The following is a 26,389-nucleotide window of genomic DNA, read 5'->3' as shown; positions in this document are numbered from 1 at the left end:
CATTCGTCACGATTGCGAGAAATCCGTTGGCTATCCGCGGTGGTGGCGGCCTTCCACCGACTTCGTATGAGCGGAAGATACCCGGCCATGCAGGCGCAGTACGAATCGATACTGGCGGCGCATGAGGATCTGGTTGCGCATGGGCCGATGGATGACATTCGATGTCAATGGCCGCCCAAGTCTGGCGAATGGCGCGAAAACTACTATAACTGTGCAACGTTTCCAGGTCGCCTCGGACGTCGGGAAATTGAATCTTATGAATGTGTGCGAAAGCCTTTATTCCGCCGCTGTCAGAATGCACGACCTGGTGTTCGTGTCCGTCATCGATTCACCGAGTCCGCACGTACTCCGAGCAAAAATAGAGCAGATCTATTCCTGCGGAAAGGGCATCACGCCGGATCGTCTCGGGACGGAGTTCGAGTTTTACAGCGGACCTGCGACGTGGGGGAACGTACCGCTCCAGATCGGGGAGCGGGCGTTGCTCTTCGTCCATCAGGTGGCCGGCGTGTTCAACGAATATCCATGGCGCGGCCACATGGTCCTGGAGGAAATTGACGGTGAATCGTACGCGCGGGTGCAGATGCCCGAGTTGTGGTTGAGGGATGATCTCCCGGAAGCCGTGAAAGCTGCGGCGGGTCCGCATCCAACCAGGCGAAACGCGTCGATTGTCCGGTTCAGTGTGCTTGAGCGCTACCTGAAAGAGCTCATCGAGAAATCGGTTCCCTGAACCCGGGCGGCTTACGGACGGCGAAGCGGATAATGGAAGGAACGAAGTTTTTGGAGCTGAATGGAATGACCGACAAAAATCCCGATTTTTCACCGATTCGCATGCGGGCGCGTGGTTTCGTGTCGCAGGGGCGCATCGAGGACGCGCTCGGGCTGTACGGCGACATCCTGAAAATCGCGCCGGAAGACGCGGCGGCGTATGCCGACCGCGGCACGACTTTCGCGATGATCAAGAAGACGGATTTTGCGTTGAACGACCTGAACCGGGCCATCGAACTGGGGTACACGGACGCGTCGGCGTATTGCACGCTCGCGACGATCTTCCTCGAAGGCGGCGGCTACCAGAAGTCGCTGGATTATTTCGACAAGGCGCTGACGCTCAACCCCGATCAGCCTTTCGTGTACTTCAATCGCGCTCGGGCTTATGAGACGCTGGGCGATATCAAGGCGGCGATCGCCGACCTGGAGAAGTGCCTGACCTACAATCCTGATGACGCGTTGTCCGCGAAGATCAAGGACAGGGTGGCGCAGCTTCGCGCGCGTGCGTAACGGCTGCCGCCGGGTGCGAAGTTTGCCGTATCCGGCCTGCAACTATCCGGGAAAAATGCTTGGGGGGCGTCGTGATGTTGGAACGTGACGCGTTGCCGTACTCCGCACTGCCTTCAGCGTTGACGGCGTTGATTCCCGAGGCAATTTTTTTGGAGGCGCTCGAGAATGCTGAGTCCCAAACGATCATTGTTTGGCACGTCGACGCGAAAATCGGTCGTCAACATGAAGTCGAGTTTTCGCCGCAATCGGGGCGTTTGCTGACACGCAGCGAGCGCGAAGCACGATTTCCGATGGAGCGGCAGATCGTTCTTCGGGATGGAATCCGGGTGCAAGTCGGCAATCGGCTCGAGACCGCTACCGACGTTCGTTACGAAACCTATACCGCATACGATCCCGTGACTTCGTCGAAGCTTGCCGTCGGCGAACAGATATTCTTCATGCGGTTTCTGGCCGATCCCGAGACAGTCGTTCGGCAAGCGATCGAAAAAGCAACGTTCTCGAATACCTATGCGGGATGGAGTGCAAACGAGCGCATTCGCTATTGGGTAGGCGTGCTGTATCGTGCCCGGCGTCAGACGGGGGAGTCGGGAATCAATGAAGATGACGCCTTTCGGCCTGCGTTGCTGAAGCAGATGAGAGCGGTGGATCCCGAGGTCGACGGCATACTTGCGGCGGTCCTCGCCGAGCTGAGTCGAATGGAAATGATCGGCCCGGATGCCATGCGGGCTGCGTTCAATCAACGGACAGGCGCATCGATCGGATAGCCCGGCTGACGCACGTGCCGATGACCGAAGTGCCCGGATTGGCAAGTCGTATTCTCGGCGGTTGACTCGATTGGTTGACAGCCGAAGCGCCTGGCCTGCAACCCGGACGATGGGGCAGCTTGACGCCGCTGCGCGCGTCCACGTCATGACCGCCGGCTGCAGCTGAGCAGAACGGCGAGGACGCCGCGCGTCATGCGCGGCGTATCGCACGCTTACTGCAGATTCCCCCACCGGTCAACCGCCGGTTCCGCCGACGCCCACTTCCAGTGCGTACCTTGCTGGCACGCATTCGCGAAATACCAGTCGGCCTTGTTGCCATCCTTCACCGAGAACGCGAATTCCTTGCAGATCGCGAGCGCCGACGCGTACGCGCGCGTGACGCGCACTTCGCCTTCGCCGTTTTCGAGCGGCAGCGTGTTCTTCACCTTCCACGGCTTCACTTCGCCGACGGCCAGGCTGCCGACCACCTTCGCGATCGCGTCCTGCTGGTTCTGATGAAGCTGCTTCATCGTGCGGTTGACGGCTTCGTCGGTCGCCGCTTGCACGGCAATCCCGACGCCGACGCCGACCGCCGGGTTCGCGGTGACGAGGCCCGTCGCCGCGCCGGCGAGGGCGCCGCTCGCCGCGCCGACCGACCCGCAGCCCGACAGCGTGGCCGTTGCCGCGCACAGCGTGCCGATGGCCGCGATACGGAGCGCGACGCTCATTGCAGCGCACCCCAGCGTTCGGTCGCCGGCTCGGCAGATGCCCATTTCCACACGGGGCCGTCGCGGCAGATCGTGGCGACGTAGAAGGACGATTGCGCGGCTTTGTCGGGTTTCGCGGGCGTATCGACCGCGAACACGATTTCCTTGCAGTCGAGCGGGCCGATGCTGATCATCCGGCTGACCGTCACGCGACCCTGCTCGTCGTCCTCGATCGGGAACGAGTGGTGCGTCGACCACGGCGCAACGCCGCCCACGTCGAGCGGGCCCGCAGCCTTCGCGATCTGTTCCTGGGTGTAACGGTGCGCGACCCGCTGCGAGTACTGGACACCCGCCCGCGCACCGGCGACGGCGCCGAGGCCGATGCCCGTCGCGACGGCGGCGTTGTTGGTGACCTTGGAGGCGATCGCGGCGCCCGCGATACCGGCGCCGGCAGTCGCGCCTTCGCTGTACAGCGAGTTGCAGCCGGACAGCAGTGCGGCCGTGGCGATCACGGCCAGCACGACGCGCGCCGGCGTGGCCCGGCGCGGCGATTCGAAACGAATGTTCATCCCTGAGTGCAAGTCCTGTCTGGGTGAGCGGCGTGGCATGCACACCGTCATGCCGCGTCATTGTTTCGCAATTGTCATAGGAAAACTGCAAAGCTTTGACAAATCGCCGTGCGGCAGGCCGCGTGCGCGCGAGCGGCGTTATTGTCGGATAGATGCTTGCGGAGGGGTCGAAACGTTACAAATTGAAGGTAATTGTTACCTTCGGATGCGATCAGGCGACCTAGACTGTTGTGCGATGGAATGTTTCTACGACGGCCTCGGGCCGCACCGCATATGAGACACCCAGCTATGCGCCGTTCGAAACGGCTGTCACCTCGGTCGCCCGACGCGGCGGCCGGCCGTCCGGAGGACCGCCCGCGTCCGCGGACCGACGCGCCATCGGCGCCGCCGGGCGCGCCCGACGACACGCCGTCGGACGGCGATCACAACCAGGGCGGTGCCCGCCCGGAAGGGCTCGACTATCAGCGCGACCTCGGTCAGGAGCAGGACGCGTGATTCCGTCGTAGCCGCATTCCACCGCCGTATTTCATTGCAATTCTCGGAACTGAGTCGCCGCGCGGCCGCCTTCGGGCCGCCGCGCCCGCTTTGGCGTGCGTCGCGCGCCAGCCAATCGAATCGAGGAGGGGAAGTCGCATGAGCAGATTGATCGTGGTATCGAACCGTGTCGCCGCCGGCGAGGACACGCGCCCGAGCGCGGGTGGCCTGGCGGTCGGCGTGATGGACGCGCTGAAGGAAACGGGCGGCGTCTGGTTCGGCTGGAACGGCGAGATCGTCGACGCATCCGACACCGCGCCCGCAATCCAGCGGGACGGCAACGTCACTTATGCGACGGTCGGGCTGACCCGCCGCGACTACGACCAGTACTACCGCGGTTTCTCGAACGCGACGCTGTGGCCGGTGTTCCATTACCGCGGCGATCTCGCGCGCTTCGACCGTCAGGAGTACGCGGGCTACCTGCGCGTGAACGCGATGCTCGCGAAGCAGCTCGCCGCGTTGCTGCGCCCCGACGACCTGATCTGGGTGCACGACTATCACCTGTTGCCGTTCGCACATTATCTGCGCGAGCTCGGCGTGAAGAACCCGATCGGCTTCTTCCTGCACATCCCGTTTCCGTCGCCCGACATGCTGCGTCTCGTGCCGCCGCACGAGGAGCTCGTGAAGTTCATGTGCGCGTACGACGTCGCGGGCTTCCAGACCGAGGCCGACAAGCAGGCGTTTACCGACTACATCGAGCGGCGCGGGATCGGCGCGGCAAGCGACGACGGGATGCTGCACGCGCATGGCCGCGTCGTGAAGGTCGCCGCCTATCCGATCGGCGTGCATCCCGACGCGATCGCGCAGGCGGCCGTCCAGTATGGCACGCGCAAGCCGGTGAAGATGCTGCGCGAGGCGCTCGACGGCCGCAAGCTGGTGATGAGCGTCGACCGCCTCGATTATTCGAAGGGGCTCGTCGAGCGCTTCCAGTCGTTCGAGCGGATGCTCGCGAACGCGCCGGGCTGGCAGGGGCGCGTGTCGCTCCTGCAGATCGCGCCGCCGACGCGTTCCGACGTGAAGACCTATCAGGACATCCGCGAAACGCTCGAGGGCGAGGCGGGCCGCATCAACGGCCGCTTCTCGCAGCTCGACTGGACGCCGATCCAGTACCTGAACCGCAAGTACGAGCGCAACCTGCTGATGGCGTTCTTCCGGATGTCGCAGGTGGGCTACGTGACGCCGCTGCGCGACGGGATGAATCTCGTCGCGAAGGAGTACGTTGCGTCGCAGGATCCGGCCGATCCGGGCGTGCTCGTGCTGTCGGAGTTCGCGGGCGCGGCGGCCGAGCTGACCGGCGCGCTCCTCGTCAATCCGTACGACCTGTCGCAGATGGCCGAGGCGCTCGAGCGCGCGCTGTCGATGCCGCTCGCGGAGCGGCAGGCGCGCCACGAGGAGAACCTCGCGCGGCTGCGCGCGAACGACCTGTCGGTCTGGCGCGATACGTTCGTCGCCGACTTGCGCAGCGTCGCGGCGGCCGCGTCGGTCACGCGGCGCGCGGGCCGGCGGGTTGCGCATGCGTGAGGTCGTGCAGGCGCCCGGCGCCGCCGACGATGCGGGCGAGGAAGCCGCACGCCGCTTCTTTATCGTCACCGGTGGCCCGGGCTCGGGCAAGAGCACATTGCTCGACGCGCTCGAACGCGCCGGTTTCGCGCGCTCGCAGGAAGCCGGTCGCGGCGTGATCCGCGACCAGATGGCGATCGACGGCCAGGCGTTGCCGTGGCGTGACCCGGCGGCGTTCGCCGAGTTGATGCTGAGCTGGGAGATGCGCTCGTACGATCTTGCGCGCCACGCGCGCGGGCCCGTGTTCTTCGATCGCGGCGTGCCGGACGTGGTCGGCTATCTACGGCTGACAGGGCTCGCGGTGCCCGCGCATGCGGAAGCCGCGGCCCGCCGTTTCCGCTACCACCGGCGCGTGTTCATCGCGCCGCCGTGGCCGGACATCTATGCGCAGGACACCGAGCGCCGGCAGGATTTCGCGGAAGCCGTGCGCACCTACGACGCGATGGTCGAGTGCTACACGTCATATGGCTACCGGCTGATCGAACTGCCGCGCGACAGCGTGCAGGCGCGCGTGCGCTTCGTGACGGACGCGCTCGACGCGGAATGACGGGCGGGAGCGAGGACGGCGAGCGATGTGTCAGGTCGCCGTGTCCGGCCGCGGCGACGTGATGCGCAGCATGCTGACGACCGCGGCCACCGCCGCGAATGCCGCGGCGACATAGAGCGCGATCGTCGGCCCGCGATCGGGCACGAGTCCGAAAATCAACGCGACGAGCGCGGCGCCGAGCGTCTGCCCGGTCAGCCGCGCGGTGCTCAGCATGCCGCCCGCGCCACCGCTGCGTTCGCGCGGCGCCGACGACAGCATCGCGCGGTTGTTCGGCGACTGGAACAACCCGAAGCCCGCACCGCACAGCGCCATCCGCCACACGATGTCGACGGTGCCCGGGTGCGCGCCGATCGTCGCGAGCGACAACAGCCCGGCCGCGAACAGCGCGAGCCCGATCCCACCGAGGATGCCGGCCGAATAGCGATCGGACAGCACGCCCGCGAGCGGCGCGGCGAACACGATCACGAGCGGCCACGGCGTCATGTACAGGCCCGTCTCGACCTGCGAGAAGCCGAGCGAGTTCTGCAGCCAGAACGGCAGCGCGACGAACGCGAGCATCTGCGACGTGAACGACGCCGTCGACGTATAGACCGACAGCGCGAACATCGGGATGCGCATCAGGTCGACCGGCAGCAGCGGCGCCGGCTGCGACAGCTGGCGCTTCACGAAGAAGTAGCCGACGACGAACGCGACGGCCAGCTCGGCCGCGACGTACGCATGGCTTTCGCCATGGCCGAGCCCGTCCACGGCCGTGATCAGCAGCCCGAACACGCACGCGTTCATTACCGCGCTCGCGAAATCGTACGGCGCGTCGTGCAGCGGGTTGGCCGGCAGCGCACGCACGCTGCCGAATACCGCGGCGATGCCGATCGGCACGTTGACCGCGAAGAGCCACGGCCACGACGCGAACGACAGGATCGCGGACGCGACCGTCGGCCCGATCGCCGACGACAGCGCCACTACCATCGCATTGATCGACAGCCCGCGCCCGAGCATCGACGACGGGTAGATCATCCGCACGAGCGCGGCGTTGACGCTCATGATGCCGGCCGCGCCGAAGCCCTGGATCACGCGCATCACGGCCAGCATCGGCAACGAGCCGGCGAGCGCGCAGCCGAGCGATGCGGCAGTGAACAGCGCGAGCCCCGCGATGTAGATGCGGCGATAGCCGATGCGCTCGCCGAGCGACGCGAGCGGCAGCAGCGTGATCGTGACCGCGAGCTGGTACGCGTTGACGATCCAGATCGAGGCGGCGTCGGATGCGTGCAGGTCGCGCGCGATCGTCGGCAGTGCGACGTTGGCGATGGCGCCGTCGAGCACGGCGAGCGTGATGCCCAGTGCGACGCAGACGATCGCCCAGTAGCGTTGCGGAAGCGGCAGGCCGGTATCGGCGTTCATGGCGGGAGCAGAGGCGTGGTTGTCCGCGCGCCCGGTTGCCGGTTGCGTGCGCAACCATGCGCAAGGGTGGAGGCGGCGATGAGCGGCCCGGCCGGCGCAACTGCACCGGAGCGGGGCCGGTCGAGTGTATCACCGGGCCGCATCGCGCGACGCCGGCGCTCAGCCTTCGAAGTCGAGGCCGCCGAGCCGCACGAGCGGGTCGGCCTGCGTGCGCGACAGGAGATCGATGTCGCGCGCGCTCTGCCATGCACCCAGCTTTTTCGGCAGCGCGGCGAGGTAGTGCTCGAAGCGTTGCGGGCCGTCCGGCTCCATCAGCCGCTCGATTTCGTCGGTGTCCCAGGTCAGTTCGAGGTTCAGCGGATGGTCGAAGCCGCTCACGTGCTCGTGCGGCGCGCTGCGGATCTGCACGCGCGTCGGGTGCCCGTGGCCGCCATACGGGACGACGTCGGTCAGCACGTGTTCGGCGAAGAAGGCGGCGATTGCCTGTGCGATGCGCGGGGCGAATTCGGTATCGAAACGGCGGGCGGTTTCCGGCTGCATGACGGCGTCTCCTGTATGCCGAAAATCGTAGCACGGCGACGGTGCATTTCGATGGGCGTGATACCGGTAATCGCGCGTTACCACTTGCTGCATCTATTACGGCCGCGAGCCGCCACAATGCATCGCATCCAGTACCACTTCGCGTGGGAGTCCATCATGAAAAAAATTGCCGCAGTGTGTGTCCTCGCCGGTTCGCTTGCCGTGGCAGGCCCGGCGTCCGCGCATGGCCGCGACGGTGGCGCCGTCATCGGCGCGTTGATCGGCGGCGCGGTGCTCGGCGCAATCGTGACGTCCGCGATGAATCCGCCCGTCGCGTATCAGGCGCCCGCGTACCAGGCGCCGGCCTATCAGCCGCCGACGTACTACCAGGCGCCCGCGTACCAGCAGCCTGCGTATCCGACCTACCAGCAGGCGCAGTACCAGGACGACGGCCCGAACTATTGCTACGACCGCTACCAGCGCGCGTATGTGTGCGGCGCGCCCGTCTCAGGCGGCTACGCGCAGCCGGCCGGCTGGTGAGCAGGCTGACGCGCGAAGCGTGAGCAGGCGGCGGTGGCGCCGTTCGCTTCACCGCACCGAACGACAAAAAGGCCCTCGCTTCATGCGAGGGCCTTCGTCGTTTGCGCGGCCGTCCGTTCGTCTGCGTGACGCGTCGGCCATCCTGGCGCGCGGCACGCGGATACAAACGGTTGCAAATGCGCGTCAGTGGCGATGGCCGCCGCCGCCTCCGCCGCCATCGTTCCAGTCGCCGCGGTGGCCGCCGCCGCGCCCCCAGCCGTTGCCGCGGTTGCCACGATCGCCGTCCCAGCGATGGTAGTCGCGCCGGCCGCGATCCCAGTCGCGTCCGCCGCCACCGCCCCAGATATTGACCGTGCCGTACACGGGCGACGGGGCGTACGCGTAGCCGGGATCGGAATAGTAGGGCTGCCCGTAGCCGTAGCCGTATCCGGCGTCCGGGGCGACGACGCAGCCGGCCAGCAGGGTGGCGGCGCCGGCGGCCGCAATGAGCTTCAGCATGATGTTCTCCGTTGGTTCCCGTATAAGTACCGCGCAAGGGGATTGCCAGCTGTTTGCAATTGTGTCGTCAAATTACAGCGGCGTAAGGTCGTGTGACGGAAGTGTTAGCATCCGGGGCTCATTTTGTTTTTCAGGAGTACATCGATGAAATTCGCGATCCGGGCCGCACTGGCCGCCTTCTGCGTGACGACAGCCGCCGCCTGCGTGGCGGGGCCCGCTTCGGCGCCCGCCGTGACGGCCGAGTCGATCAAGATGTTTCCGCAGGCGGCGGCCGGCCAGCAGCGCGTCGTGATCGCGCTGCCCGCGCTGGAGAACGAAGGCGATGCGCGCGTCGAGCTGATGATCGGCAAGACGCTGCAGACCGACTGCAACCAGCAGTGGTTCGGCGGCGAGCTGACCGCCGAGGACGTGAAGGGCTGGGGCTATACGTACTACCAGCTCACCGACGTGAAGGGGCCGGCCTCGACGCTGATGGCATGCCCGGGCCAGGCGCCGCAGCAACGGTTCGTGCAGGTACGCGGTGACGGCCAGCTGCTGCGCTACAACAGCCGCCTGCCGCTCGTCGTCTATGTGCCGGACGGCTTCGAGGTGCGCTATCGCGCGTGGCATGCGTCGAAGGACGTGCAACACGCGGCAAAACAGTAACGTTACGGCGCGGCCGCGGCGTCCTGCCGCTACGCGCCGCCCATACCGACGAGCGCTGGCCACGCGGCCAGCGCGGCTTGCGCGACGGCCTCCAGATCGCGACGGCTCGCACCGTCGCGCGCCTGGATCGACATCCCCTGCTGGACCGTCACGTAGTACCGCGCGATTGCATCGAGGTTCGCTTGTGCCGTGATCTCGCCGGTCGCGACCCCTTGCCTGAGGCGTTCGCGCAGGTTCTCGACCGTGCGCTCGCGCATCGCGATCAGCGTTTGCCGAACCGTATCGGAGCGCTCGGCCGGATGCAGTGCCGACAGCACGATCAGGCAGCCGGCCGGCTTCGACCGCCGCGTGAACACGCGTGCCGTATCCATCAGGTAGTTCCGTACGGCGTCGTGCGCGCTGCCGGCCTGTTCGACGCCGCCCCAGATTTCCCGTCCCTCCGTCGCGCTGTAATGCTCGAGCGCCAGCCGGAACAACGCTTCCTTGCTGCCGAACGCCGCATACAGGCTCGGCGACGCGATGCCCATCGCGGCCGTCAGGTCGGCCATCGACGCGCCTTCGTAGCCGAGGCGCCAGAATACCTCCATCGCGCGATCCAGCGCCGCTTCCTTGTCGAAGCTTCTCGGTCGGCCCCGTTCAGCCATTGCGTCCGTTCCTTCATCGATTTCTGTATCGATCGATAAATTAAATCAATTGACTGTGTCGCGCAACTTGCCACATTCTGTGTCGGTCGTTACATAAATGAGGAAAGGAACCGACATGAATCGACTTCAGGGCAAGCGTGCACTCATCACGGGCGGCAGCCGCGGCATCGGTGCGGCGATCGCGAAACGGCTGGCGGCCGAGGGCGCGGACGTCGCGATCACCTATGAGAAATCGGCGGAGCGGGCGCAGGCCGTCGTGGCCGGCATCGAGGCGCTGGGCCGCCGCGCCGTTGCGATCCAGGCCGACAGCGCCGATCCGGTGGCCGTGCGCGACGCGGTCGATCGTGCGGCGGAGGCGTTCGGCGGTCTCGACATTCTCGTCAACAACGCGGGGATTTTCCGGGCCGGCGCGCTGGACGACCTCACGCTCGACGATATCGACGCGACGTTGAACGTGAACGTGCGCGCGGTGATCGTCGCGTCGCAGGCGGCGGCGCGGCATCTCGGGGAGGGCGGGCGCATCGTGTCGACCGGGAGTTGCCTCGCCACGCGCGTGCCCGATGCGGGGATGAGCCTCTATGCGGCGAGCAAGGCCGCGCTGATCGGCTGGACGCAGGGGCTTGCGCGCGATCTCGGCCCGCGCGGCGTCACGGTCAATATCGTGCATCCGGGGTCGACGGATACCGACATGAATCCGGCCGATGGCGAACATGCCGGTGCGCAGCGTTCGCGGATGGCGATCCCGCAGTACGGCAAGGCAGACGACGTCGCGGCGCTCGTGGCGTTCGTCGTCGGGCCGGAAGGGCGGTCGATCAACGGGACCGGGTTGACGATCGATGGTGGTGCGAACGCGTGAGTGCGTGAATGCCGACGCCCGGCGTGATTGTTCGACCGGGCGGCGTGGCGTTCGTTATCGGCAGCCGAGCCGGTGATGCTCGGTTTCGAGATCGGCGCGCTTGTCGTAAGCGCGCAGCTCGTTGCGCGGCTTGCCGTCCGGGCCCATTCCACGCACGACCTTCTGGCCGCGGTCGGGGGCGTGCGTGACGGCGTCGATCCCGGCGGCCAGTTCACGGCAGCGTGCGTCGGGGGAGGAGTTTTCCGCGTGCGGGGCTGCAGCGTTCGTGATGTTGGCGATGCCGGGGCTGACATAGCGCGGCTTCGCGGGTGCGGTAAGGGTGTCGGCGGCGTTTGCCGTGCCGGTCATCGCTGAAAGCGCGGCGAGTGCCGCGATCGCTCGAATCATTGCGGGAGTCCGGATGCTGAAGAAGGTTCGGAATTCTACGCAATATGTGGCGCAGGGCCGTGGCGATCCGGTGAGATGCGATCGTGTGTCGCAGGGGATGCCTGGGGCTGAATGTTCTGCGATTTGTCTGCATCGCAGCCCGTCGGTGCTCACGCAGCAGTGCATGCGGAAAGCAAAAAGCCCGCTTGCTTTCGCAGAGCGGGCTTCGGTATTGGTTGCGGGGGTAGGATTTGAACCTACGACCTTCGGGTTATGAGCCCGACGAGCTGCCAGACTGCTCCACCCCGCGGCGCGAAGTGTACTAGGGCTGATGTGGAGAGTCAATCGATTGGTGAATTACGTCGAATGGAGTCGGCGGCTCACCTTCAACAAGCGCGAGATCCGGCGTGCAGATTGGCTGCCGATGCTTCCCGATCCGCTTCGACGTCAGGCGCTTTTCGTCGCCGCCGTTGCGGTATTGGATCGTGGGAAAGTGGATGAGGCCATGAGGATGGCTGGTCCCCCGACAGAATTCATGCCGGTCCGCCGGCTATGGGAATAGCCGGCAACCTTTGAAGAAATACCCCCAAAAATACCCCCAGGGGTGATCTGTAGAGGGCTCGGGCAGGACGATGCTCGGCACATTCTGCCGTTGGCCCAAACCCGCCTCGTCGCGACGCAAGATGCCGCGGGCATATTGCGGCCCAAATCTGCTCATCTGTCGACATGCTATTCATTGCCGGTCCCGACCGAGACGCACAGGAGTGGGCTGCCGTGGGCGGGAGCGTCGGGTGGTTCAAGTCGCAGCAGAAAGTCGAAGTACCGTCCGGTGAGCTTCCCGAGTTGTTCCTGTACTGCGCCGAGCCGGATCAGGCATTGGGCGTCCCAGTTCATGCCCACGACGAGCTCGCTCGTTTCGCAGTTCCACTCGCTCAGTAGAATCGCAGCGGCGCGGGCGTTTTCTTCGGCGAACCGCTCGATACGCTGCTCGATGTAGCGCACGTCGTCACGCATCAGCGTGCCGGAGATGCGCAGCGAGACGGCGTGTGCTACTTCATCGTGCCTCAGATACACCGTCGCGATACCGCCTAGATGTCGGGACACCCGATCGAGCTGTTCGTCTTCCAGATCGTCCTGGACGGGCAGTGCACCCGACAATACGTAGCGTGCTGGTCCTTCCATCGTATCCTCAGCTGATTCGGTTATCCTAGGTCCGCGGTCGGTAATGGCGTATCAAGTCGTGTGTGTCAGGGTGCTGGCTGCCGGAACCTGTCCAGAATCTGCGCTTGGCGCCGCAGGAAGGCCTCCAGTTGCAGGTGCTCGTAGGCGAGTTCCTCAAGCAGCTCGACGTGTTCGGCGAGGCCGACGGGAACGAACGACGGCTCTCCATACCGCACGCGTTTGAAGATGGCGCCGGTCCGCGCCCATTTTTGGGAGAATTCTTCCAGTGTGTCTTCGACCGACTCCGCTTCGTCGTCGGTGAGCGCACCGCGAATGCGGGTCATGAAAGAGTGCGTGACGGCATCGGTCGCGAAATAGACATCGGCCGGGTTCGCGATACTCTCGGCGAACTGTTGTGCGTGACTGTGCCGAAAATTGTCGAAGACGGACAAGGTGCCGCAGATTTCGTAGGTGAATGACATAGCATCTACTCCAGCAAAAGGACTGCTGTTTTTTCGGGGCGTATGCAGTCGAATTTTCCTGCACGCGATAACGTCGAAGCTCGATCGTGTACTCATCACGCTAGTCAACAAAAACGTATATGTGAAATGAAAATCCACGTTTGGATAACTTTGCGCTGCGTCTGAAGCAGGAGCGGCGGCGCCTGCGTATGACGCAGGACGAATTGGGCAACTCTGGTGGCGTTCGAAAACAGGCGCAGTCCAACTATGAGAAGGGTTTGCGGTATCCGGACGCCAACTACCTGGTTGGAATTGCAGAGGCCGGGGTTGATGTTCAGTATCTGCTGACTGGTCAAACGTCAAATCCTGCGACGCTCCGGCTTGCCGATGAGGAGGAGCGACTTCTCGCAGGCTTCAGAGAACTGAAGAGTCGGGAGAAGAGGGGCGTGCTGGCGCTGGTCGACGCGATTAACGGACCCGTGTCGGGGGAGTCGGACGGCACCGAGGACAATTGATCGCAACGTGATGATGTAACTGGCCGAGGCGGGCGAATATGGGGACGCCTCCCTGACTGCAACTTGTCGGCGGTCGGAGCCGCACACACCGTTCGCTGCCGGTTCGGCGCGACTTCGTGCCGCAGCCACCGCTACACCGGCGCAATCAAAATGGACGTGGGACCCAGACGCTCTCAGTTGCCGTCATGGTGAGTCGGCGGCGTACATGCTGCCCATACCGACAATTGAGCCTCACTGCTTCGACCTATCAATGGTGCGCGTAGAGTTCCATGTGCATGGCGCCCAAAACCGGCGCAAGCCTATCCTGCACTACTTCGCTTTCCATATTTTTCTTGGCGTTAACGTGATTTTTACGCGCGCGATGTGCAGATCGTGTGCAATGAAAATTCGCGTCCTCTGCAATCGCAATGTGTCGCAGTGTGAGGCTGGCAGCGCAAGCAAGTTAGCCCGGCATGCATAGGCGATCGATCCCGAGTGCGATAGCTGTAGATGAGTGGACGGTAGCGTGTTAGATCGCATCGTCGGTATGGTGTGCTAGACGAATCGCACCGTGTCGTCAGACTGCGAATCGCAGCTGATCTAAGGTCGCTTGGTTGCGACCATCTACGCAAGGCAGCGGCAGGTCCAGCGCGAAGGCGTCGCAAATTGCAGGGAGCTAGTGGTGCATGTTGCGTCCGCGCGCTGGTGCGATCGAATGCATTCTCGGTGTTCTTGGGCGTGACGTGCCAAGCGTATGATGGTCGCCGAGATTTACGTGGGTGTGCACGAATGAGAGGGCGGGTGTGCTTCCGCGCGTGTCGAATGGGACATGGACGGCAAGATAAAAATATTTTGTATTCCGAGACATTCCTCTGGTTGCTGATGCGTTCCTTTCGTCTGAAAACCGCATTCAACCAGTGTTGACGTTGAGTTGATGCCTGCGCAAGATGCTATCAACGGTATATGTCGGAGCGAGTCATGTCGGTATCCAGACGTTTCACGCGAGCGCAGTGGGAAGCGTTTGGTCGCAGACTTGACGCACTGCCGGAAAAACCCAAAGAAGAGCAGTCGGTCAAGGTCGGGGATGGCGTCAAGTCGATTCGGAAGCAAATCAGCGCAGCGCGCGAAAAGGGTTACACGCTGCCGGAACTGGTTGAACAAGCAGCACAAGACGGCATCGGTGTGAGCCTCAATTCTCTGAGATATGCGATGCGTCGTGCGGATGGAAAGGGACGAGCTCGGCACGGTGGACGGGAAGCGGAACGGTGTCAACCGGTGCCAGGTCCGAACACGAAGTCGTCGCAAAGCGGTATGACCAGCATTGACTCGGAACGCCCCCAATCCCAAGCGAATAGCGTGAGAGAAGCGACTAAGCCGAGGCAAGGGGTTCAGGGCTTCCTCGGATTCCCGATCAGCCCGGATAGCGAAGACTTGTAGAGGCGCGACATGGCAGGCGAAGAGCTGACCATCGCTGCAACGATCTGTGACCGCTGGTGCTGATGTTTTCGTACTTGCTGGGTTGTCGTGCCAGCCTGCAGCCTGGGAGATGGTATTGATGACGGATGGGGCCGAGCATCGATTTAGATCGGCGGAACGCGGAGGGTTGGATGTGACGGGCAGCAACCACCAGTTGGATGCGCATTGCTTCTTTGATCGACATGACCCTACGAGAGACGGACAGCGGCTTGCAAGAAGCTATGTCTATGGAAGGGACGCGCTTGTGGTGCTCTCCTTCGCATAGCTTTCAGATGGCACGATTAGCCAAGTAATTGACAATCTTTCTGCTGTGAAAGGTTCGGTGCATTTGCGTGCCAGCCTGTCAATTTTGGTTAAATGAGGCCTATGTACATGTAGGTGCTGCCCCAATCTCCTGCTCTCGTCTGCAGATTTGGTATCCTGTAATGTACGAAATGGTGATTCACTCGTCCCGGTATGTGGGTTGATCGCCTAAATCAATACGAAATCAAAAAAATCGAGAGGGCGGCTGTGTCACTATCCGAAACAATAAGTAGCTTTGCCGCGGGGGCGGTTGACTGGAATAGGCGTCCTGTAGCGCTGAACTTTGGTCGGTTGCAAAGTACCTTAGGGCATTTGCTTGCGCTTCAGCACGCAAACGTTCGCGAGGGGTTAATGGCCGGCATCCACGGACACCTCACCTGCGTATCAGCTCGCCATGATCTTTCACCGAAGCTGTTCATTGGCGTGCCTATCTCGGTGCGGCTTGTCACTGACCGTGGTCAGCTTCATTTGATCAACGCGATCGTCCAGGACGTACAGATTGGTCAGAGCGACGGCGAACTCTGTGTGTACCAGCTCACAATCTGCGACGCGCTATCCCTGATGGACAAGCGCACCAATTCTCGAGTGTTTCGCAAGCTGAGTGTTGTTGACATCCTGGGTACGCTGTTCAACGAATGGCGGCAGCGCAGTCCTGCTCTTGCTCGTGCGTTTGAGTTCGACCTGTCCGGTGTGAGCCGAGATCGCTATCCGGCTCGCGAATTGACTCGACAGGTAAACGAATCAGACGCGAAATTCGTACGTCGCCTGTTGCGTCGCGAAGGGATCACGGTTTTCGCCAAAGCCGGGACGGCTCAGAGTGAGCGCACTACCCATGACGACACACCGACTCATACACTGGTGTGTTGCGATGATCCCGGGTCGCTACCTGAAGCGCCAGCCGGTACGGTGCGCCTGCACCCTCGTGATGCCGGCACGGAGGAGCGCGATACGGTCACGTTGTTTGCGCTGCATGCGCGGCTGGTGCCGGGCATGACCAGCCGCCCATCGTGGGACTACAAGAAGGCTCGAATCGACGAATCGACTGTGGCGGGCAGCGTCGATCAGGGCGAGGCCGGCAATGATCTTGCGAAGCTCTTGACCGACGTGGCGATCGACGTCCCGCATGCGGGTGACTCGTGGGACGATCATGAACGGCTCACGCGCGCGCGGATGCTGGCGCATCAGTTCGAGGCAGAGCAGTACGACGGAGCAAGCGGCGTCCGCGATCTTGCCGTTGGCACATGGATCACCCTGGCCGGCGATCCAGACTTGGATATGCAGTCGATCGACAAGAGACGGTTCGTCCTTACATCGATCGATCACGAGGTCTGGAACAATCTTCCGAAGGGATTGACCGAACGCGTGCAGGCACTGTTCGCTGCAAGCCACAATCTTGCGTTTCAATCACGACCGCGGCCGTCTGCGTCGGCGGAAGAGGCGGACACGCGTTACGAAAATACATTCACCTGCGTGCGCCGTGGGGTGCCGCTCACACCGGCCTACGATCCGAAAATCGATTTGCCGCCGGTGCACCTGCTGACTGGTGTGATCGTGACGCGTAATGGAGAGGAAGTCGTCTGCGACGAACTCGGCCGAGTTTACGTGCGGATCCAAGGGCTCGATCCGGCGGATCACACCCACGCGCAAGGCGCTGGCACTAACGACAACGTTGGTGATAGTGCTCCGATACGCGTCGCATCGAGCCTAGCGGGAACACAGTTCGGGGCTTCGTTCCTGCCTCGCGCCGGAATGGAGGTTTTGCTGGGCAGCATCGGGGGCGATCCCGACCGGTTGGTGATCATTTCGGTGCTGGGGAACGGCGTGAATCAGCCGGCTACATTCACCCATACCGGCTCATTGCCGGGAAACCGTTATGTGTCCGGGATCAAGACAAAGGAAATTAAGGGCAAGCGGTATAACCAGCTCAGGCTCGACGATACACCGGGGCAAATTTCCAGCCAGTTGGCGAGTGAGCATGCGCATACCCAATTGAACCTTGGCTACCTGACCCAACCACGTGACAACGGTGTGGGGCAGGATCGTGGTGAAGGCGCGGAACTGCGCACCGATGCAGCGGCCGCTTTACGGGCGGCGCAAGGCATTCTGCTGACCACCTATGCGCGGTCGCAGGCGAGCGGCGGGCAACTCGACCGCGACGAATTACTTCAACTGCTTGGTGAATGTACTGAGCTATTTAAGTCACTCGGTGATTACGCCGGGCAGCACGGCGGCCAAGCCGCTGATACGGCAGGTCAGGCCGCTGTTTCGCAAGCTTTCAAGAGCTGGGCACCAAGCAGCGGTACGTCGGAATCCGGATCTGGGCCGGCAGCAACGTCGCAGGCCTTGATGGCGTTAGGCGCGCAGGCAGGGTCGGTCAATGTCACTCCAAAGACGCATGTTACCTACGCGGGTGAGAACATCGATCAGGTCGCGCAGCAGCATCTCCAGTTGATGAGCGGCCAGCGTTTTAACGCAACTGCGGGTCAGGGCATGCAGTTGTTTGCGCGTGGCACGGGTGTGCAAGCCGTCGCGGGCGAAGGCCCGATGTTGCTGCAGGCTCAGGCTGATTCGCTAACGGCGAATGCGCAGAAGGGGGTTAAGATCGCGACCAACGAAAACGAGGTGTTGGTGACCGCACCAACGATTCGGCTAGTCGCTGAGGATGGCAGCTATATCAAGATCGGCGATGGTGTGACGCTCGGCACGAACGGCGATATCAAGCTGCTATCAGCTTCGCATCAATGGGGCGGACCATCAACGCAACAAGCTTCGAAGACTTCCTTCGCAAACCAACCAACCGATCAGCGTTTCCGATTGCATTTTCCGGGACAAGACGGCGACACGCCGGTTGCCGCGAACCGCGCATATCGAATGACGCTGGATGATGGGCGCGTCGTCGAAGGCAAGAGTGGCCCTGACGGATTGACAGATCTCGTATCGGACGATGCGATGCGGATCGTCAAGATCGATATCCTGAAAAATCCGCTCGCTTGAGCTAGCTACGATGACTAATATCTCGCAACCGACTGTTGTTTCGCAGGGCATGGCTGTGACGATGTCCAATCGTCCCGGTCCGCGAAACGTCCAGATTCCGGCCGATCGGCCAGGCGTTGTAATTTTCTTGCATGGCGTTAATGATCCGGGTGCCAACTATGATCACATCGAGCAGGGGTTATGCGAAGGATTGAACGAACGCCTCAGTCGCAGCGATCTGAAGCCGGGTGTGTATGGTGCGCTCTTTAACAAGGCCGTGAAATATAAGAGTGACAATCCCAACTTTGATCAGTGGAAGGACATCAAGTACGATCCGGACACCTATCTTTATCAGCGAACCGAAATCACTGAAGGTCAGGACAAAACTCATAGTATGTTTATCCCGTTTTATTGGGGATATCGAGCGTCGGACGGTGAGATCAAAGGCGGGGAAAAAAATCCGTCGACGTTTCGTGGTCAGTATCAGGACGGCAACGGAAACCGCTTGGGCAAGAAGTTCGCGAAAGGCGGTGGGATGTTCAACAATGCAACCACGAATATTCCGGCAATGTACGATGCTGGCTGGATGGACAACGCTGCCAACTGGGGCGCTGGTCTGTTCATGAGCGACTACCAGTACAGTTCGTCAAGCCCGAAGCGGCACTACTACGTTCTGGCCGCGGTACGTCTTGCAATGTTGATTCGGGAGATCCGGAGAGTTGACCCGAACGAAACGGTGACGGTAATGGCCCATAGTCAAGGGACCGTTATTACGCTGCTTGCGCAGGCAATGCTTGCTGAGAGTAAAGAGGACGGTTCGCGATGCGCTGATTGCGTGATTTTGGCTGACAGTCCATACAGCCTGACTGAGCCTGCGATGGCTCAGGCTGCTCAGCCGAGTGCGACTCCTTACACGCTTCGCGGCAAGCTCAATACTCTCATCAACATTGTCCAGGCAATCACTGCACATCCACACTCAGAGCCGCCGCTATCGCAACTCATCTGTAAGGACGACAACCCTGATCATCAGGGGCGCACCGGCCGCGGGTGGAGTCCCGCGCAGGCAAGCCGAAAAGACAAGGATGGCAAGGCCTATCCGTTCACGGAACGGGACAATCGAGGCAAAGTTTACTTGTACTTTTGCACCGAGGACACCACGGTCGATCTCATGACAGTCAAGGGTATCGGCACGCATGGTGTGCCGGATACTGTCGACGAAATATGGCAGGGAACACGCAAGTTGTTGGGGATGCCGATGAAATCCACGACCACGCTAAAGGCGATGGACGTGCTGAAGACGCATCGGTTCTATCAGCGACTCTGGTCGAAGGTTTCTTCCGATTTATACGGCCGACCCCGTTTCGTCGGAAAGAAGCCCGAATACTATGATGGTCAGTACCTTGGGGACGACCGAAAGTTTGAGAAACGCTTGATTAACGCGGACGAGTTGTTTCCCCCGTATCAGCCAAATCTCTATGGTGATGAAGCAATTCGTGGCACGGAGCGCAAGGCGGGTAAGGATAAACCGGACTACGTGGCGCGTGACACTCTTCTCGGTAATCCAAAAGCTAAAGTGAAGTTTATTCCCTTGACGGGCTTGCCCGAAGATGTGCGTAAGCAAGGCAGTCCGGCAATCATGAAATGGTATAACAGCAAGATTGCGGACCCCGAGGATCAAACCAACGTCGTTCGCGCGGCCGACGGGTATGGAATAAATTGGGAGCGCGAGGAATCGCCCAACGAGACACGCGCGCGACTGGAGACGGATAGTGGTAAATGGGACGATAATTCATACCATTCCGCGATTTATCGAGACTCGAATAACATGCGACGTGTTGCGGCTATGGATGTTGCGATTGGTCAGGCACGCAGTCTCGATGATCCGGATATGAGAAAGCTGTTGGTGGCGATTGCTGACTGGAAGTTGGATTCAACAAAACTTAAAGAAGTTCAGAATAACAAATGTTATGGAAATTTGCTTGGTTCATCTCAGGGGATAATTGAAAAAAGTTCTAAGTATTATTCTCGGGGAGAGTTTCCGTCCGACATTGTTCCCAAAACGCCACCAAAGATGGTGGACGGGGAGACATTTGCTCAACGCGAGAAACGCCAATGAATGTAAGCTTGTCACCTTTGTCGCGCCCCCGGTTGCGCGGGTACGTGTTGATACTTGTCGCGCTGGCGTTGGCTTGGACAGCTGTTACGCTGGCGCGGTCGTATCACTACTGGGAAAACACTGGCATCGAGGATCCGCATATGGGTAGTACGATACGCAACGGTTTTTTGGTAATTGTAGGTTTGGTTGCCGCTGCATATGCTGGGCAGTGGGTCTGGCGAGCGTCGCATGGCGAAGGTCGGGCTGCGGCAGTGCAGCCTGTTGCGACCGCAGCTGAACTGACCACGCCGCAGACGAACTCCGAGAACGCTAAAATTTTGGCAGGGACGGGTGCCAAATACGCATTGGAGATTCGTGCGGTTGGGTTGGCGGTAACGGGGCGACACCAAGACACGATCTGGAAGCAAATTGTCACAAAATCGAATAACTACGAGACGGTTCTTTCCTCCGATCCGAGGGATTACGGGGAAAATCCGGATGAGCGTAGGACCTTTGCGGAAGTGGCTGCTGGTGCCTCATTTAAATATGCCGCTGGCGAAGCTGTTGATCACTGGCCAATTCCTGTAATTATTTATGGGCCGCCCAAAGGGGCTGATAGCCACTATCGAGCGGCATATGAAATTTCCGATGTGCGCCAAAAGGCCGGGCTTGGCGTTACTCAATTTCTTTGGTTGGATGACGCTAATGCCAGCAGCGCAGCACCCGCTATCGACAAGCTTTTTAAATTTTTCGACGAGCATCCTGATGTTCCGGCTGCGCTGGTGATGAGTCAAGATGGTATGGTTAATCGTTGGGGGCTAAATACACCCGGGGCACCAAAAGAGCCGCAGGGTGCGTTTATTCCACCGGTCATCGATAGCATGAGTGCATTGCTTGTTGCAAGAACGGATCGCGTTAATAAACTCGTTCGCCCATATCAGGTCGACATGCCGGGTGATATCGATAACACAAAGACGCAATACGACGTCGTCAAGCTGTGGAACTTCTACTGGAAGGAGGATAGTGCTTTTTCCGATAAGGTAGAGGCTGAAGCTGGCGGGCACTTTTATGGCCCTTCGACAATGCGCTCCGACTGGTGGATATCGAAATTGCCCGAGTTGTGGAAAGAGGTGACCAACAAGGGGCCAGGAGAATTCCAGTCAAGTCCGTATCTACCGGTTCGCTGGGCCAACTGGCAAGTCGAGGAGTTCGATGAGGCACCTTTGTTGGGCTACCTTCATCGTCCTGTCGACATCAAGTTGACCGATGACAACGGGAAGCTGTTGAAGCGAACTGACCAAGTGAAGCGGTTGCAGGAGGGCTGGAAGCAGGCGGTGGCGACGCTACCGGATGGCGCAAGGCCTACGCGAGTGTTCTATGACACAACCCGAGATCGCGAGTGGACGATTCCACTTACGCAAGCGTTGCACGGGAACACGGAAGGTATCGATCTTGGTAACGTCAAGGAGGGCTACGATGTTGGTCGGCGCATCGGCAATACTGGCGTTAGCTCGGCGCTCGTCCAATTGTCGCTCGCGACTATCGCGAACTATGAGGAAGGCGGAAGTAGTGCGACGATCAATCTGATGGACGATGGTCGAGCGAGCATTGTGATGGTCAGTCCCCCGGACGAGGCAACCAAGGCCAAGAATTCGGAGCATCGTGGCCCGAACCCCTTCCGATATCGGATGCCGCATTAACCAATTTGGGAGGCGCGTATGCGCGGTGTAATACGTGTCGGTGACTCGACTTCGCATGGTGGGCGTGTTCAAACTGGCCGCGAGAATTCAACGGTGATGGGACGAGCCGTCGCATGCGTTGGGGATCGCTGCACTTGCCCCATGTCTGGTCACGACCACTGCGAAATCGTGGAAGGCGACGAGAACGTGCGCATTGATGGTCGTGCGGTTGCTTTTGACGGTCACAAGACATCGTGTGGCGCTGCGCTGATGTCGTCGATTCCGACATCGGGACGTGCGTAGCAGCGCGTACGCCGATGGTTGGGGACCGGAATGGTCCCTGCCGATGGTGAACGTCGTTGGTCGTGAAGGGCCAACTGCGCAATACTATCTAGCGTTCATTGCGGAGGATTCGTGTGAGGGCAGTGACGATTTGCTTGCCTACGGCGGCGGACGTCCACCTTACGACTTCCTCAAGTCAGGGGGAGACACTCGACTCTATCGAGGTCGATCAGCCAGCGATTGACGCATTGGTCTCGCCCCCTAAACCGCATCCTGCGGTGCCCTCACGATGCGTGTTCGAGAAAATTGGAGATGCATATCCGGGTCCTCGTTCTGGTCACCAACGCTGTCGCCTTTTCGTCGAGGCATCGTCCTTGTTCGACGGTATGGGGGCGAAGAATCGAAGGTGGTATCCCTCCAAGGGGTATCTTGGATACCCCGAGAGATACCCCCAAATACCCCGGCTGTCGCAGTACGTCCCGGGACGTATGCGGAATTGAAAAAACCCGCGAAGCCTTATGCTATCACGGGTTGCCGGAATTCTGGGGATCGCACGAGAGGGGAAGACTGGTCCCCCCGACAGGAATCGAACCTGTATCTAGCGCTTAGGAGGCGCTTGTTCTATCCATTGAACTACGGGGAGCGCCATGTCCGGGGAAACGCAGAAAAACGCGAACCGGACGGCGGTGTGGACAGCGCGCAGAGTATAGCAAACGCGCGGCGCGTCGGCGGGGCGGAATGCATGCCGACGCGCGTGATCGCGTCATCACCCGCGATTGGAAATCAGCGCGTCAGCGAATCAGAAATCGACGACGACGAAATCTTCCTTGCCCACATCGCACAGCGGGCAGCGCCAGTCGGCGGGAATGTCGGCGAAACGGGTGCCAGCCGGAATGCCTTCGTCGGGCAGCCCTTCCGCTTCGTTGTAGACCCACCCGCAAATCAGGCAGACCCAGCTCTGGTATTCGGTTACTTCGCTCATGTAACGCTCGGGAAAATGGAAATTCGGTGATGCCGTCCGCGGCGTGGCCGGCGGACGAAAGGCGCAATGGTACCGGAATTTCGTCGAACGGCTCCGCAACGTCGTTTTAAACGTACGCATCGCGAACAACGCAACCGAAACACGCCTGCCGTGCGTGCGGTGTATGCTTCCGAGGCTGTCCAATCATAAGGAGAATGCGATGCTGAACAGAAAGTGGATCGCAGGTGCGGTATGCGTCGCGGCGATGGCCGTATCGACGATGGCGCGGGCCGAGGCGCGCGTGTATTTCGAAGCGCCGAGCGAAGGCGCGACGGTGTCGAACCCGGTGCATGTGAAGTTCGGGCTCGAAGGAATGGAGCTTCGACCCGCCGGAGACAACACGCCGAACACTGGCCATCATCACCTGCTGATCGACGGCCGGCCGATTCCGAAGGGCGACGTGATCCCCGCGAGCGAACGTTCGCTGCACTTCGGCAAGGCGCAGACCGAGACCGACATCAAGCTGCCGCCCGGCCAGCACACGCTGACGCTACAGTTGGGCGACGGCATGCACCGCTCGTACGGCCCCGAATTGAGCTCGACGATTACGGTCAACGTGAAGTAATTGCACGTGCCGCGGACGGACGCCCAGGGCGTCCGGCGCGCAATGGTCGATCGGACGGCCGCAGCATCCGGCCGACGCAGGCGTTTTGCCCGGAACGCACGGCCCAGCGTCCGCGAACGGAAGCCGGGCGCACCCGGCGCGTGCCATCGAAGCGCATTGCGTCGATGCGCTTCGATCGACGCCCCGCCTGCCTGCCGCCAAAAGCACGTTCCAACCCGCCTCCCAACCCGTTTGCCGGCCTTATCCGTCCGGCCATACCGGCAACGCCGCCCGCGACCGGTACAATGGGCGCTTCCGATTTCTCTCTTCGCCGTCTCCCCATGTCGCTCTATTCCATTTCCGGTGCGCAGCTCGCGTTCGGTCACGTCGCGTTGCTCGATCACGCGGATTTCTCGCTGGAAGCCGGCGAGCGCGTCGGCCTGATCGGCCGCAACGGCGCGGGCAAGTCGTCGCTGCTGAAGATCGTCGCCGGGCTCGCGAAGCCCGACGACGGGCTGGTCACGCGCCAGCAGGAACTCGTGACCGTCTACGTGCCGCAGGAGCCCGAGTTCGAGCCGGGCGCGACGGTGTTCGAGGCAGTCGCATCGGGGCTCGCGCACACGCGCGAACTGCTCGAAGAATACGATTCGATCGCGCACCGCCTCGCCGATATACCCGAAGGCGCCGAGCACGATGCGCTGCTCGCGCGGATGAACGCGCTGCAGTCGTCGCTCGATGCGCACGACGCGTGGAGCTGGCGCACGCGCGTGTCGATGACGCTCGCGCAGATCGGCCTGGCGGACGTCGATGCTCCCGTCGATGCGTTGTCGGGCGGGATGCAGAAGCGTGTCGCGCTGGCGCGCGCGCTGGTGCTGCAGCCCGATGTGCTGCTGCTCGACGAACCGACCAACCACCTCGACTTCGACGGCATCCGCTGGCTGGAAGAACTGCTCGTCGCGCAGCGCGCCGGCCTGCTGTTCATTACGCACGATCGCGCGTTCCTCGATCGCGTCGCGACGCGCATCGTCGATCTCGATCGCGGCCGGCTGCTGTCGTACCCGGGCAATTTCTCCGCGTACCAGACGCGCAAGGCACAGCAGCTCGAAATCGAGCGCGTGGAAAACGAGAAGTTCGACAAGCTGCTCGCGCAGGAAGAAGTGTGGATCCGCAAGGGCGTCGAAGCGCGCCGCACCCGCAGCGTCGGCCGCATCGCGCGGCTCGTGCAGATGCGCAACGAGCGCGCGGAGCGCCGCAACACGCTGGGCAACGTGAAGCTGGATGTCGCGCAGGGCGAGAAGTCCGGCAAGATCGTCGCGGAGCTGACCGACGTGACGAAGCGCTACGGCGGCCGCGCGGTCGTCGATCGTTTCTCGACGACGGTGATGCGCGGCGACAAGATCGGCTTCATCGGCCCGAACGGTGCCGGCAAGACGACGCTGCTCAAGCTGATCCTCGGCGAACTGAAGCCCGACGAAGGCACGGTGCGCATCGGCACCAACCTGCAGGTCGCCTATTTCGACCAGATGCGTGCACAGCTCGACCAGGAGAAGAGCCTCGCGGATACCATCAGCCCCGGCAGCGAATGGGTCGAGATCGGCGGCGTGCGCAAGCACGTGATGAGCTATCTCGGCGACTTCCTGTTCGCGCCGGAACGCGCGCGTTCGCCGGTGAAGTCGCTGTCGGGCGGCGAGCGCAACCGGCTGCTGCTCGCGCGCCTGTTCGCGCGTCCGGCCAACGTGCTGGTGCTTGACGAACCGACCAACGACCTCGACATCCAGACGCTCGAACTGCTCGAGGAGCTGCTGGCCGACTACGACGGCACGGTGCTGCTCGTCAGCCACGATCGCGCGTTCCTCGACAACGTCGTGACGTCGGTGATCGCGGCCGAGGGCGACGGCAAGTGGCGCGAATACGTGGGCGGCTTCAGCGACTGGCAGATCCAGAGCGCGCGCGCCGATCAGCTCGCGCAGCAGGAAGCCGCGAAGCGTGCGGTCAAGGAAGCCGCGCCCGTCAAGGAAGAAGCGGCGAAAAGCGCCGCGGGCCGCAACACGCAACGCACGGTGAAGCTGTCGTTCAACGAGCAGCGCGAGCTCGATTCGCTGCCGGAGAAGATCGCCGCGCTCGAAGAGGAGCAGAAGACGATCAATGCGCGGCTCGAAGACGGCTCGATTTTCGCGAAGGATCCGCAGGAAGGCACGCGCCTGACCGAGCGGTTCGCGGCGATCGACGACGAATTGCTCGAAGCGCTCGAGCGGTGGGAAACGCTCGAGGCGAAGCGCAAGCCCGCGTAAAACGCAGACGCGTCGCGCGGCCGGCGGCCGCTGCGCGCGATTCCGCGATTGGCGTGCCACGCGGAACCAGTAAAATACCGCGCGTCCCGGGCAGCGCAGCGCACGCCGCGCGCCCGCTTTCGGAGCAGTCCAAGCACACCGTTGTTTCGATTCGCTTTTTTACGGAACTCAACGTTTTGTCCACGACGTTATCCACACGAGGTGTGGA

Annotated in this window: 27 protein-coding genes and 2 tRNA genes; 17 read left to right on the top strand and 12 right to left on the bottom strand. The window is 61.9% G+C overall.

Annotation, left to right across the window (positions count from 1 at the left end; all coding sequences use genetic code 11):
- Window positions 1–121: 121 nt before the first annotated feature.
- From CFB39_RS13470 to CFB39_RS13460, 3 genes are all read left to right on the top strand, one after another.
- Window positions 122–727 (top strand): hypothetical protein, encoded by a 606-nt coding sequence (locus tag CFB39_RS13470; protein ID WP_089473359.1) that lies wholly within the window; start codon window positions 122–124, stop codon window positions 725–727.
- A 32-nt stretch (window positions 728–759) separates the two neighbouring features.
- Window positions 760–1,275, top strand: coding sequence for a tetratricopeptide repeat protein (locus CFB39_RS13465; protein ID WP_089473358.1), 516 nt, complete (start codon window positions 760–762; stop codon window positions 1,273–1,275).
- A 74-nt stretch (window positions 1,276–1,349) separates the two neighbouring features.
- The gene (locus tag CFB39_RS13460; protein ID WP_089473786.1) at window positions 1,350–2,039 is read left to right on the top strand and encodes a hypothetical protein; all 690 of its coding nucleotides are present in this window, start codon (window positions 1,350–1,352) and stop codon (window positions 2,037–2,039) included.
- A gap of 212 nt (window positions 2,040–2,251) precedes the next feature.
- Here CFB39_RS13460 and CFB39_RS13455 read toward each other — a convergent pair whose 3' ends face one another.
- Together CFB39_RS13455 and CFB39_RS13450 are read right to left on the bottom strand one after the other, a co-directional pair.
- Entirely contained in the window at window positions 2,252–2,746 is a 495-nt protein-coding gene (locus CFB39_RS13455) for a hypothetical protein (protein WP_089473357.1), read from the bottom strand.
- Complete coding sequence (locus tag CFB39_RS13450; protein WP_089473356.1) at window positions 2,743–3,294, bottom strand: hypothetical protein; 552 nt, start codon at window positions 3,292–3,294, stop codon at window positions 2,743–2,745. Before CFB39_RS13450 ends, CFB39_RS13455 begins: the two co-directional genes overlap by 4 nt.
- A gap of 288 nt (window positions 3,295–3,582) precedes the next feature.
- Between CFB39_RS13450 and CFB39_RS13445 the strand changes: the two genes are divergently transcribed.
- The 3 genes from CFB39_RS13445 to CFB39_RS13435 all read left to right on the top strand — a co-directional run bounded on the left by CFB39_RS13445 (window position 3,583) and on the right by CFB39_RS13435 (window position 5,935).
- Window positions 3,583–3,789: a hypothetical protein gene (locus tag CFB39_RS13445; RefSeq protein ID WP_089473355.1), complete on the top strand. Its 207-nt coding sequence runs from the start codon at window positions 3,583–3,585 to the stop codon at window positions 3,787–3,789.
- A 138-nt stretch (window positions 3,790–3,927) separates the two neighbouring features.
- Complete coding sequence (gene otsA, locus CFB39_RS13440; protein WP_089461477.1) at window positions 3,928–5,349, top strand: alpha,alpha-trehalose-phosphate synthase (UDP-forming); 1,422 nt, start codon at window positions 3,928–3,930, stop codon at window positions 5,347–5,349.
- Window positions 5,342–5,935 (top strand): AAA family ATPase, encoded by a 594-nt coding sequence (locus CFB39_RS13435; RefSeq protein WP_089473354.1) that lies wholly within the window; start codon window positions 5,342–5,344, stop codon window positions 5,933–5,935. Before otsA ends, CFB39_RS13435 begins: the two co-directional genes overlap by 8 nt.
- Before the next feature lie 30 nt (window positions 5,936–5,965).
- Here the strand turns inward: CFB39_RS13435 and CFB39_RS13430 are convergent, their stop codons facing one another.
- Window positions 5,966–7,333 (bottom strand): MFS transporter, encoded by a 1,368-nt coding sequence (locus CFB39_RS13430; RefSeq protein ID WP_089473353.1) that lies wholly within the window; start codon window positions 7,331–7,333, stop codon window positions 5,966–5,968.
- A gap of 159 nt (window positions 7,334–7,492) precedes the next feature.
- Window positions 7,493–7,873 carry a DUF5594 family protein gene (locus CFB39_RS13425; protein ID WP_039368496.1) on the bottom strand — a complete coding sequence of 127 codons (381 nt, stop codon included), beginning with the start codon at window positions 7,871–7,873 and terminating at the stop codon, window positions 7,493–7,495.
- A 117-nt stretch (window positions 7,874–7,990) separates the two neighbouring features.
- Between CFB39_RS13425 and CFB39_RS13420 the strand changes: the two genes are divergently transcribed.
- Window positions 7,991–8,392: a hypothetical protein gene (locus CFB39_RS13420; protein WP_011352835.1), complete on the top strand. Its 402-nt coding sequence runs from the start codon at window positions 7,991–7,993 to the stop codon at window positions 8,390–8,392.
- 183 nt (window positions 8,393–8,575) lie between these two features.
- Here CFB39_RS13420 and CFB39_RS13415 read toward each other — a convergent pair whose 3' ends face one another.
- Window positions 8,576–8,890, bottom strand: a complete 315-nt coding sequence (locus CFB39_RS13415; protein ID WP_089473352.1) for a hypothetical protein — start codon at window positions 8,888–8,890, stop codon at window positions 8,576–8,578.
- A gap of 144 nt (window positions 8,891–9,034) precedes the next feature.
- Here CFB39_RS13415 and eco point away from each other — a divergent pair, with 144 nt between their 5' ends.
- Window positions 9,035–9,535, top strand: a complete 501-nt coding sequence (gene eco / locus CFB39_RS13410) for a serine protease inhibitor ecotin (RefSeq protein WP_089473351.1) — start codon at window positions 9,035–9,037, stop codon at window positions 9,533–9,535.
- A gap of 29 nt (window positions 9,536–9,564) precedes the next feature.
- Here the strand turns inward: eco and CFB39_RS13405 are convergent, their stop codons facing one another.
- Window positions 9,565–10,179, bottom strand: a complete 615-nt coding sequence (locus tag CFB39_RS13405) for a TetR/AcrR family transcriptional regulator (RefSeq protein ID WP_089473350.1) — start codon at window positions 10,177–10,179, stop codon at window positions 9,565–9,567.
- A gap of 115 nt (window positions 10,180–10,294) precedes the next feature.
- On the opposite strand from CFB39_RS13405, the gene CFB39_RS13400 reads away from it, so the two are divergent.
- Entirely contained in the window at window positions 10,295–11,035 is a 741-nt protein-coding gene (locus CFB39_RS13400) for an SDR family NAD(P)-dependent oxidoreductase (RefSeq protein ID WP_089431554.1), read from the top strand.
- A 54-nt stretch (window positions 11,036–11,089) separates the two neighbouring features.
- On the opposite strand, the gene CFB39_RS13395 is transcribed toward CFB39_RS13400, so the two are convergent.
- From CFB39_RS13395 to CFB39_RS13380, 4 genes are all read right to left on the bottom strand, one after another.
- The gene (locus CFB39_RS13395; RefSeq protein WP_089473349.1) at window positions 11,090–11,422 is read right to left on the bottom strand and encodes a hypothetical protein; all 333 of its coding nucleotides are present in this window, start codon (window positions 11,420–11,422) and stop codon (window positions 11,090–11,092) included.
- 212 nt (window positions 11,423–11,634) lie between these two features.
- Window positions 11,635–11,711: transfer RNA gene (locus CFB39_RS13390), tRNA-Met, on the bottom strand.
- Window positions 11,712–12,130: 419 nt separating this feature from the next.
- Entirely contained in the window at window positions 12,131–12,583 is a 453-nt protein-coding gene (locus CFB39_RS13385) for a hypothetical protein (RefSeq protein ID WP_089473348.1), read from the bottom strand.
- Between the two features lie 65 nt (window positions 12,584–12,648).
- Complete coding sequence (locus CFB39_RS13380) at window positions 12,649–13,044, bottom strand: hypothetical protein (RefSeq protein WP_089473347.1); 396 nt, start codon at window positions 13,042–13,044, stop codon at window positions 12,649–12,651.
- A 140-nt stretch (window positions 13,045–13,184) separates the two neighbouring features.
- On the opposite strand from CFB39_RS13380, the gene CFB39_RS13375 reads away from it, so the two are divergent.
- From CFB39_RS13375 to CFB39_RS13350, 6 genes are all read left to right on the top strand, one after another.
- Window positions 13,185–13,538 carry a helix-turn-helix domain-containing protein gene (locus CFB39_RS13375; protein ID WP_089473346.1) on the top strand — a complete coding sequence of 118 codons (354 nt, stop codon included), beginning with the start codon at window positions 13,185–13,187 and terminating at the stop codon, window positions 13,536–13,538.
- 957 nt (window positions 13,539–14,495) lie between these two features.
- Window positions 14,496–14,954 carry a hypothetical protein gene (locus CFB39_RS13370; protein ID WP_089473345.1) on the top strand — a complete coding sequence of 153 codons (459 nt, stop codon included), beginning with the start codon at window positions 14,496–14,498 and terminating at the stop codon, window positions 14,952–14,954.
- A 549-nt stretch (window positions 14,955–15,503) separates the two neighbouring features.
- On the top strand, window positions 15,504–18,290 hold the full coding sequence (locus CFB39_RS13365; protein ID WP_373452727.1) for a type VI secretion system Vgr family protein: 2,787 nt from the start codon (window positions 15,504–15,506) through the stop codon (window positions 18,288–18,290).
- Between the two features lie 10 nt (window positions 18,291–18,300).
- Window positions 18,301–20,385, top strand: a complete 2,085-nt coding sequence (locus tag CFB39_RS13360; RefSeq protein ID WP_089473343.1) for a DUF3274 domain-containing protein — start codon at window positions 18,301–18,303, stop codon at window positions 20,383–20,385.
- Window positions 20,382–22,064 carry a DUF2875 family protein gene (locus CFB39_RS13355; protein WP_089473342.1) on the top strand — a complete coding sequence of 561 codons (1,683 nt, stop codon included), beginning with the start codon at window positions 20,382–20,384 and terminating at the stop codon, window positions 22,062–22,064. Before CFB39_RS13360 ends, CFB39_RS13355 begins: the two co-directional genes overlap by 4 nt.
- A gap of 18 nt (window positions 22,065–22,082) precedes the next feature.
- Window positions 22,083–22,346: a PAAR domain-containing protein gene (locus CFB39_RS13350; RefSeq protein ID WP_089473341.1), complete on the top strand. Its 264-nt coding sequence runs from the start codon at window positions 22,083–22,085 to the stop codon at window positions 22,344–22,346.
- A gap of 547 nt (window positions 22,347–22,893) precedes the next feature.
- Here CFB39_RS13350 and CFB39_RS13345 read toward each other — a convergent pair.
- Together CFB39_RS13345 and CFB39_RS13340 are read right to left on the bottom strand one after the other, a co-directional pair.
- Window positions 22,894–22,968, bottom strand: a tRNA-Arg gene (locus CFB39_RS13345).
- A gap of 156 nt (window positions 22,969–23,124) precedes the next feature.
- Entirely contained in the window at window positions 23,125–23,307 is a 183-nt protein-coding gene (locus CFB39_RS13340) for a rubredoxin (RefSeq protein WP_006478164.1), read from the bottom strand.
- Between the two features lie 199 nt (window positions 23,308–23,506).
- Between CFB39_RS13340 and CFB39_RS13335 the strand changes: the two genes are divergently transcribed.
- Both CFB39_RS13335 and CFB39_RS13330 read left to right on the top strand, forming a co-directional pair.
- Complete coding sequence (locus CFB39_RS13335; RefSeq protein WP_089426058.1) at window positions 23,507–23,911, top strand: DUF4399 domain-containing protein; 405 nt, start codon at window positions 23,507–23,509, stop codon at window positions 23,909–23,911.
- Window positions 23,912–24,195: 284 nt separating this feature from the next.
- Window positions 24,196–26,181 (top strand): ATP-binding cassette domain-containing protein, encoded by a 1,986-nt coding sequence (locus CFB39_RS13330; protein WP_179257678.1) that lies wholly within the window; start codon window positions 24,196–24,198, stop codon window positions 26,179–26,181.
- Window positions 26,182–26,389: the final 208 nt, after the last annotated feature.

Origin of the sequence: Burkholderia sp. AU6039 (assembly GCF_002223365.1) — a bacterium.
In the GTDB taxonomy this organism is placed as follows: Bacteria; Pseudomonadota; Gammaproteobacteria; order Burkholderiales; family Burkholderiaceae; genus Burkholderia.
This window is presented reverse-complemented; position numbering and strand designations above follow the sequence as displayed.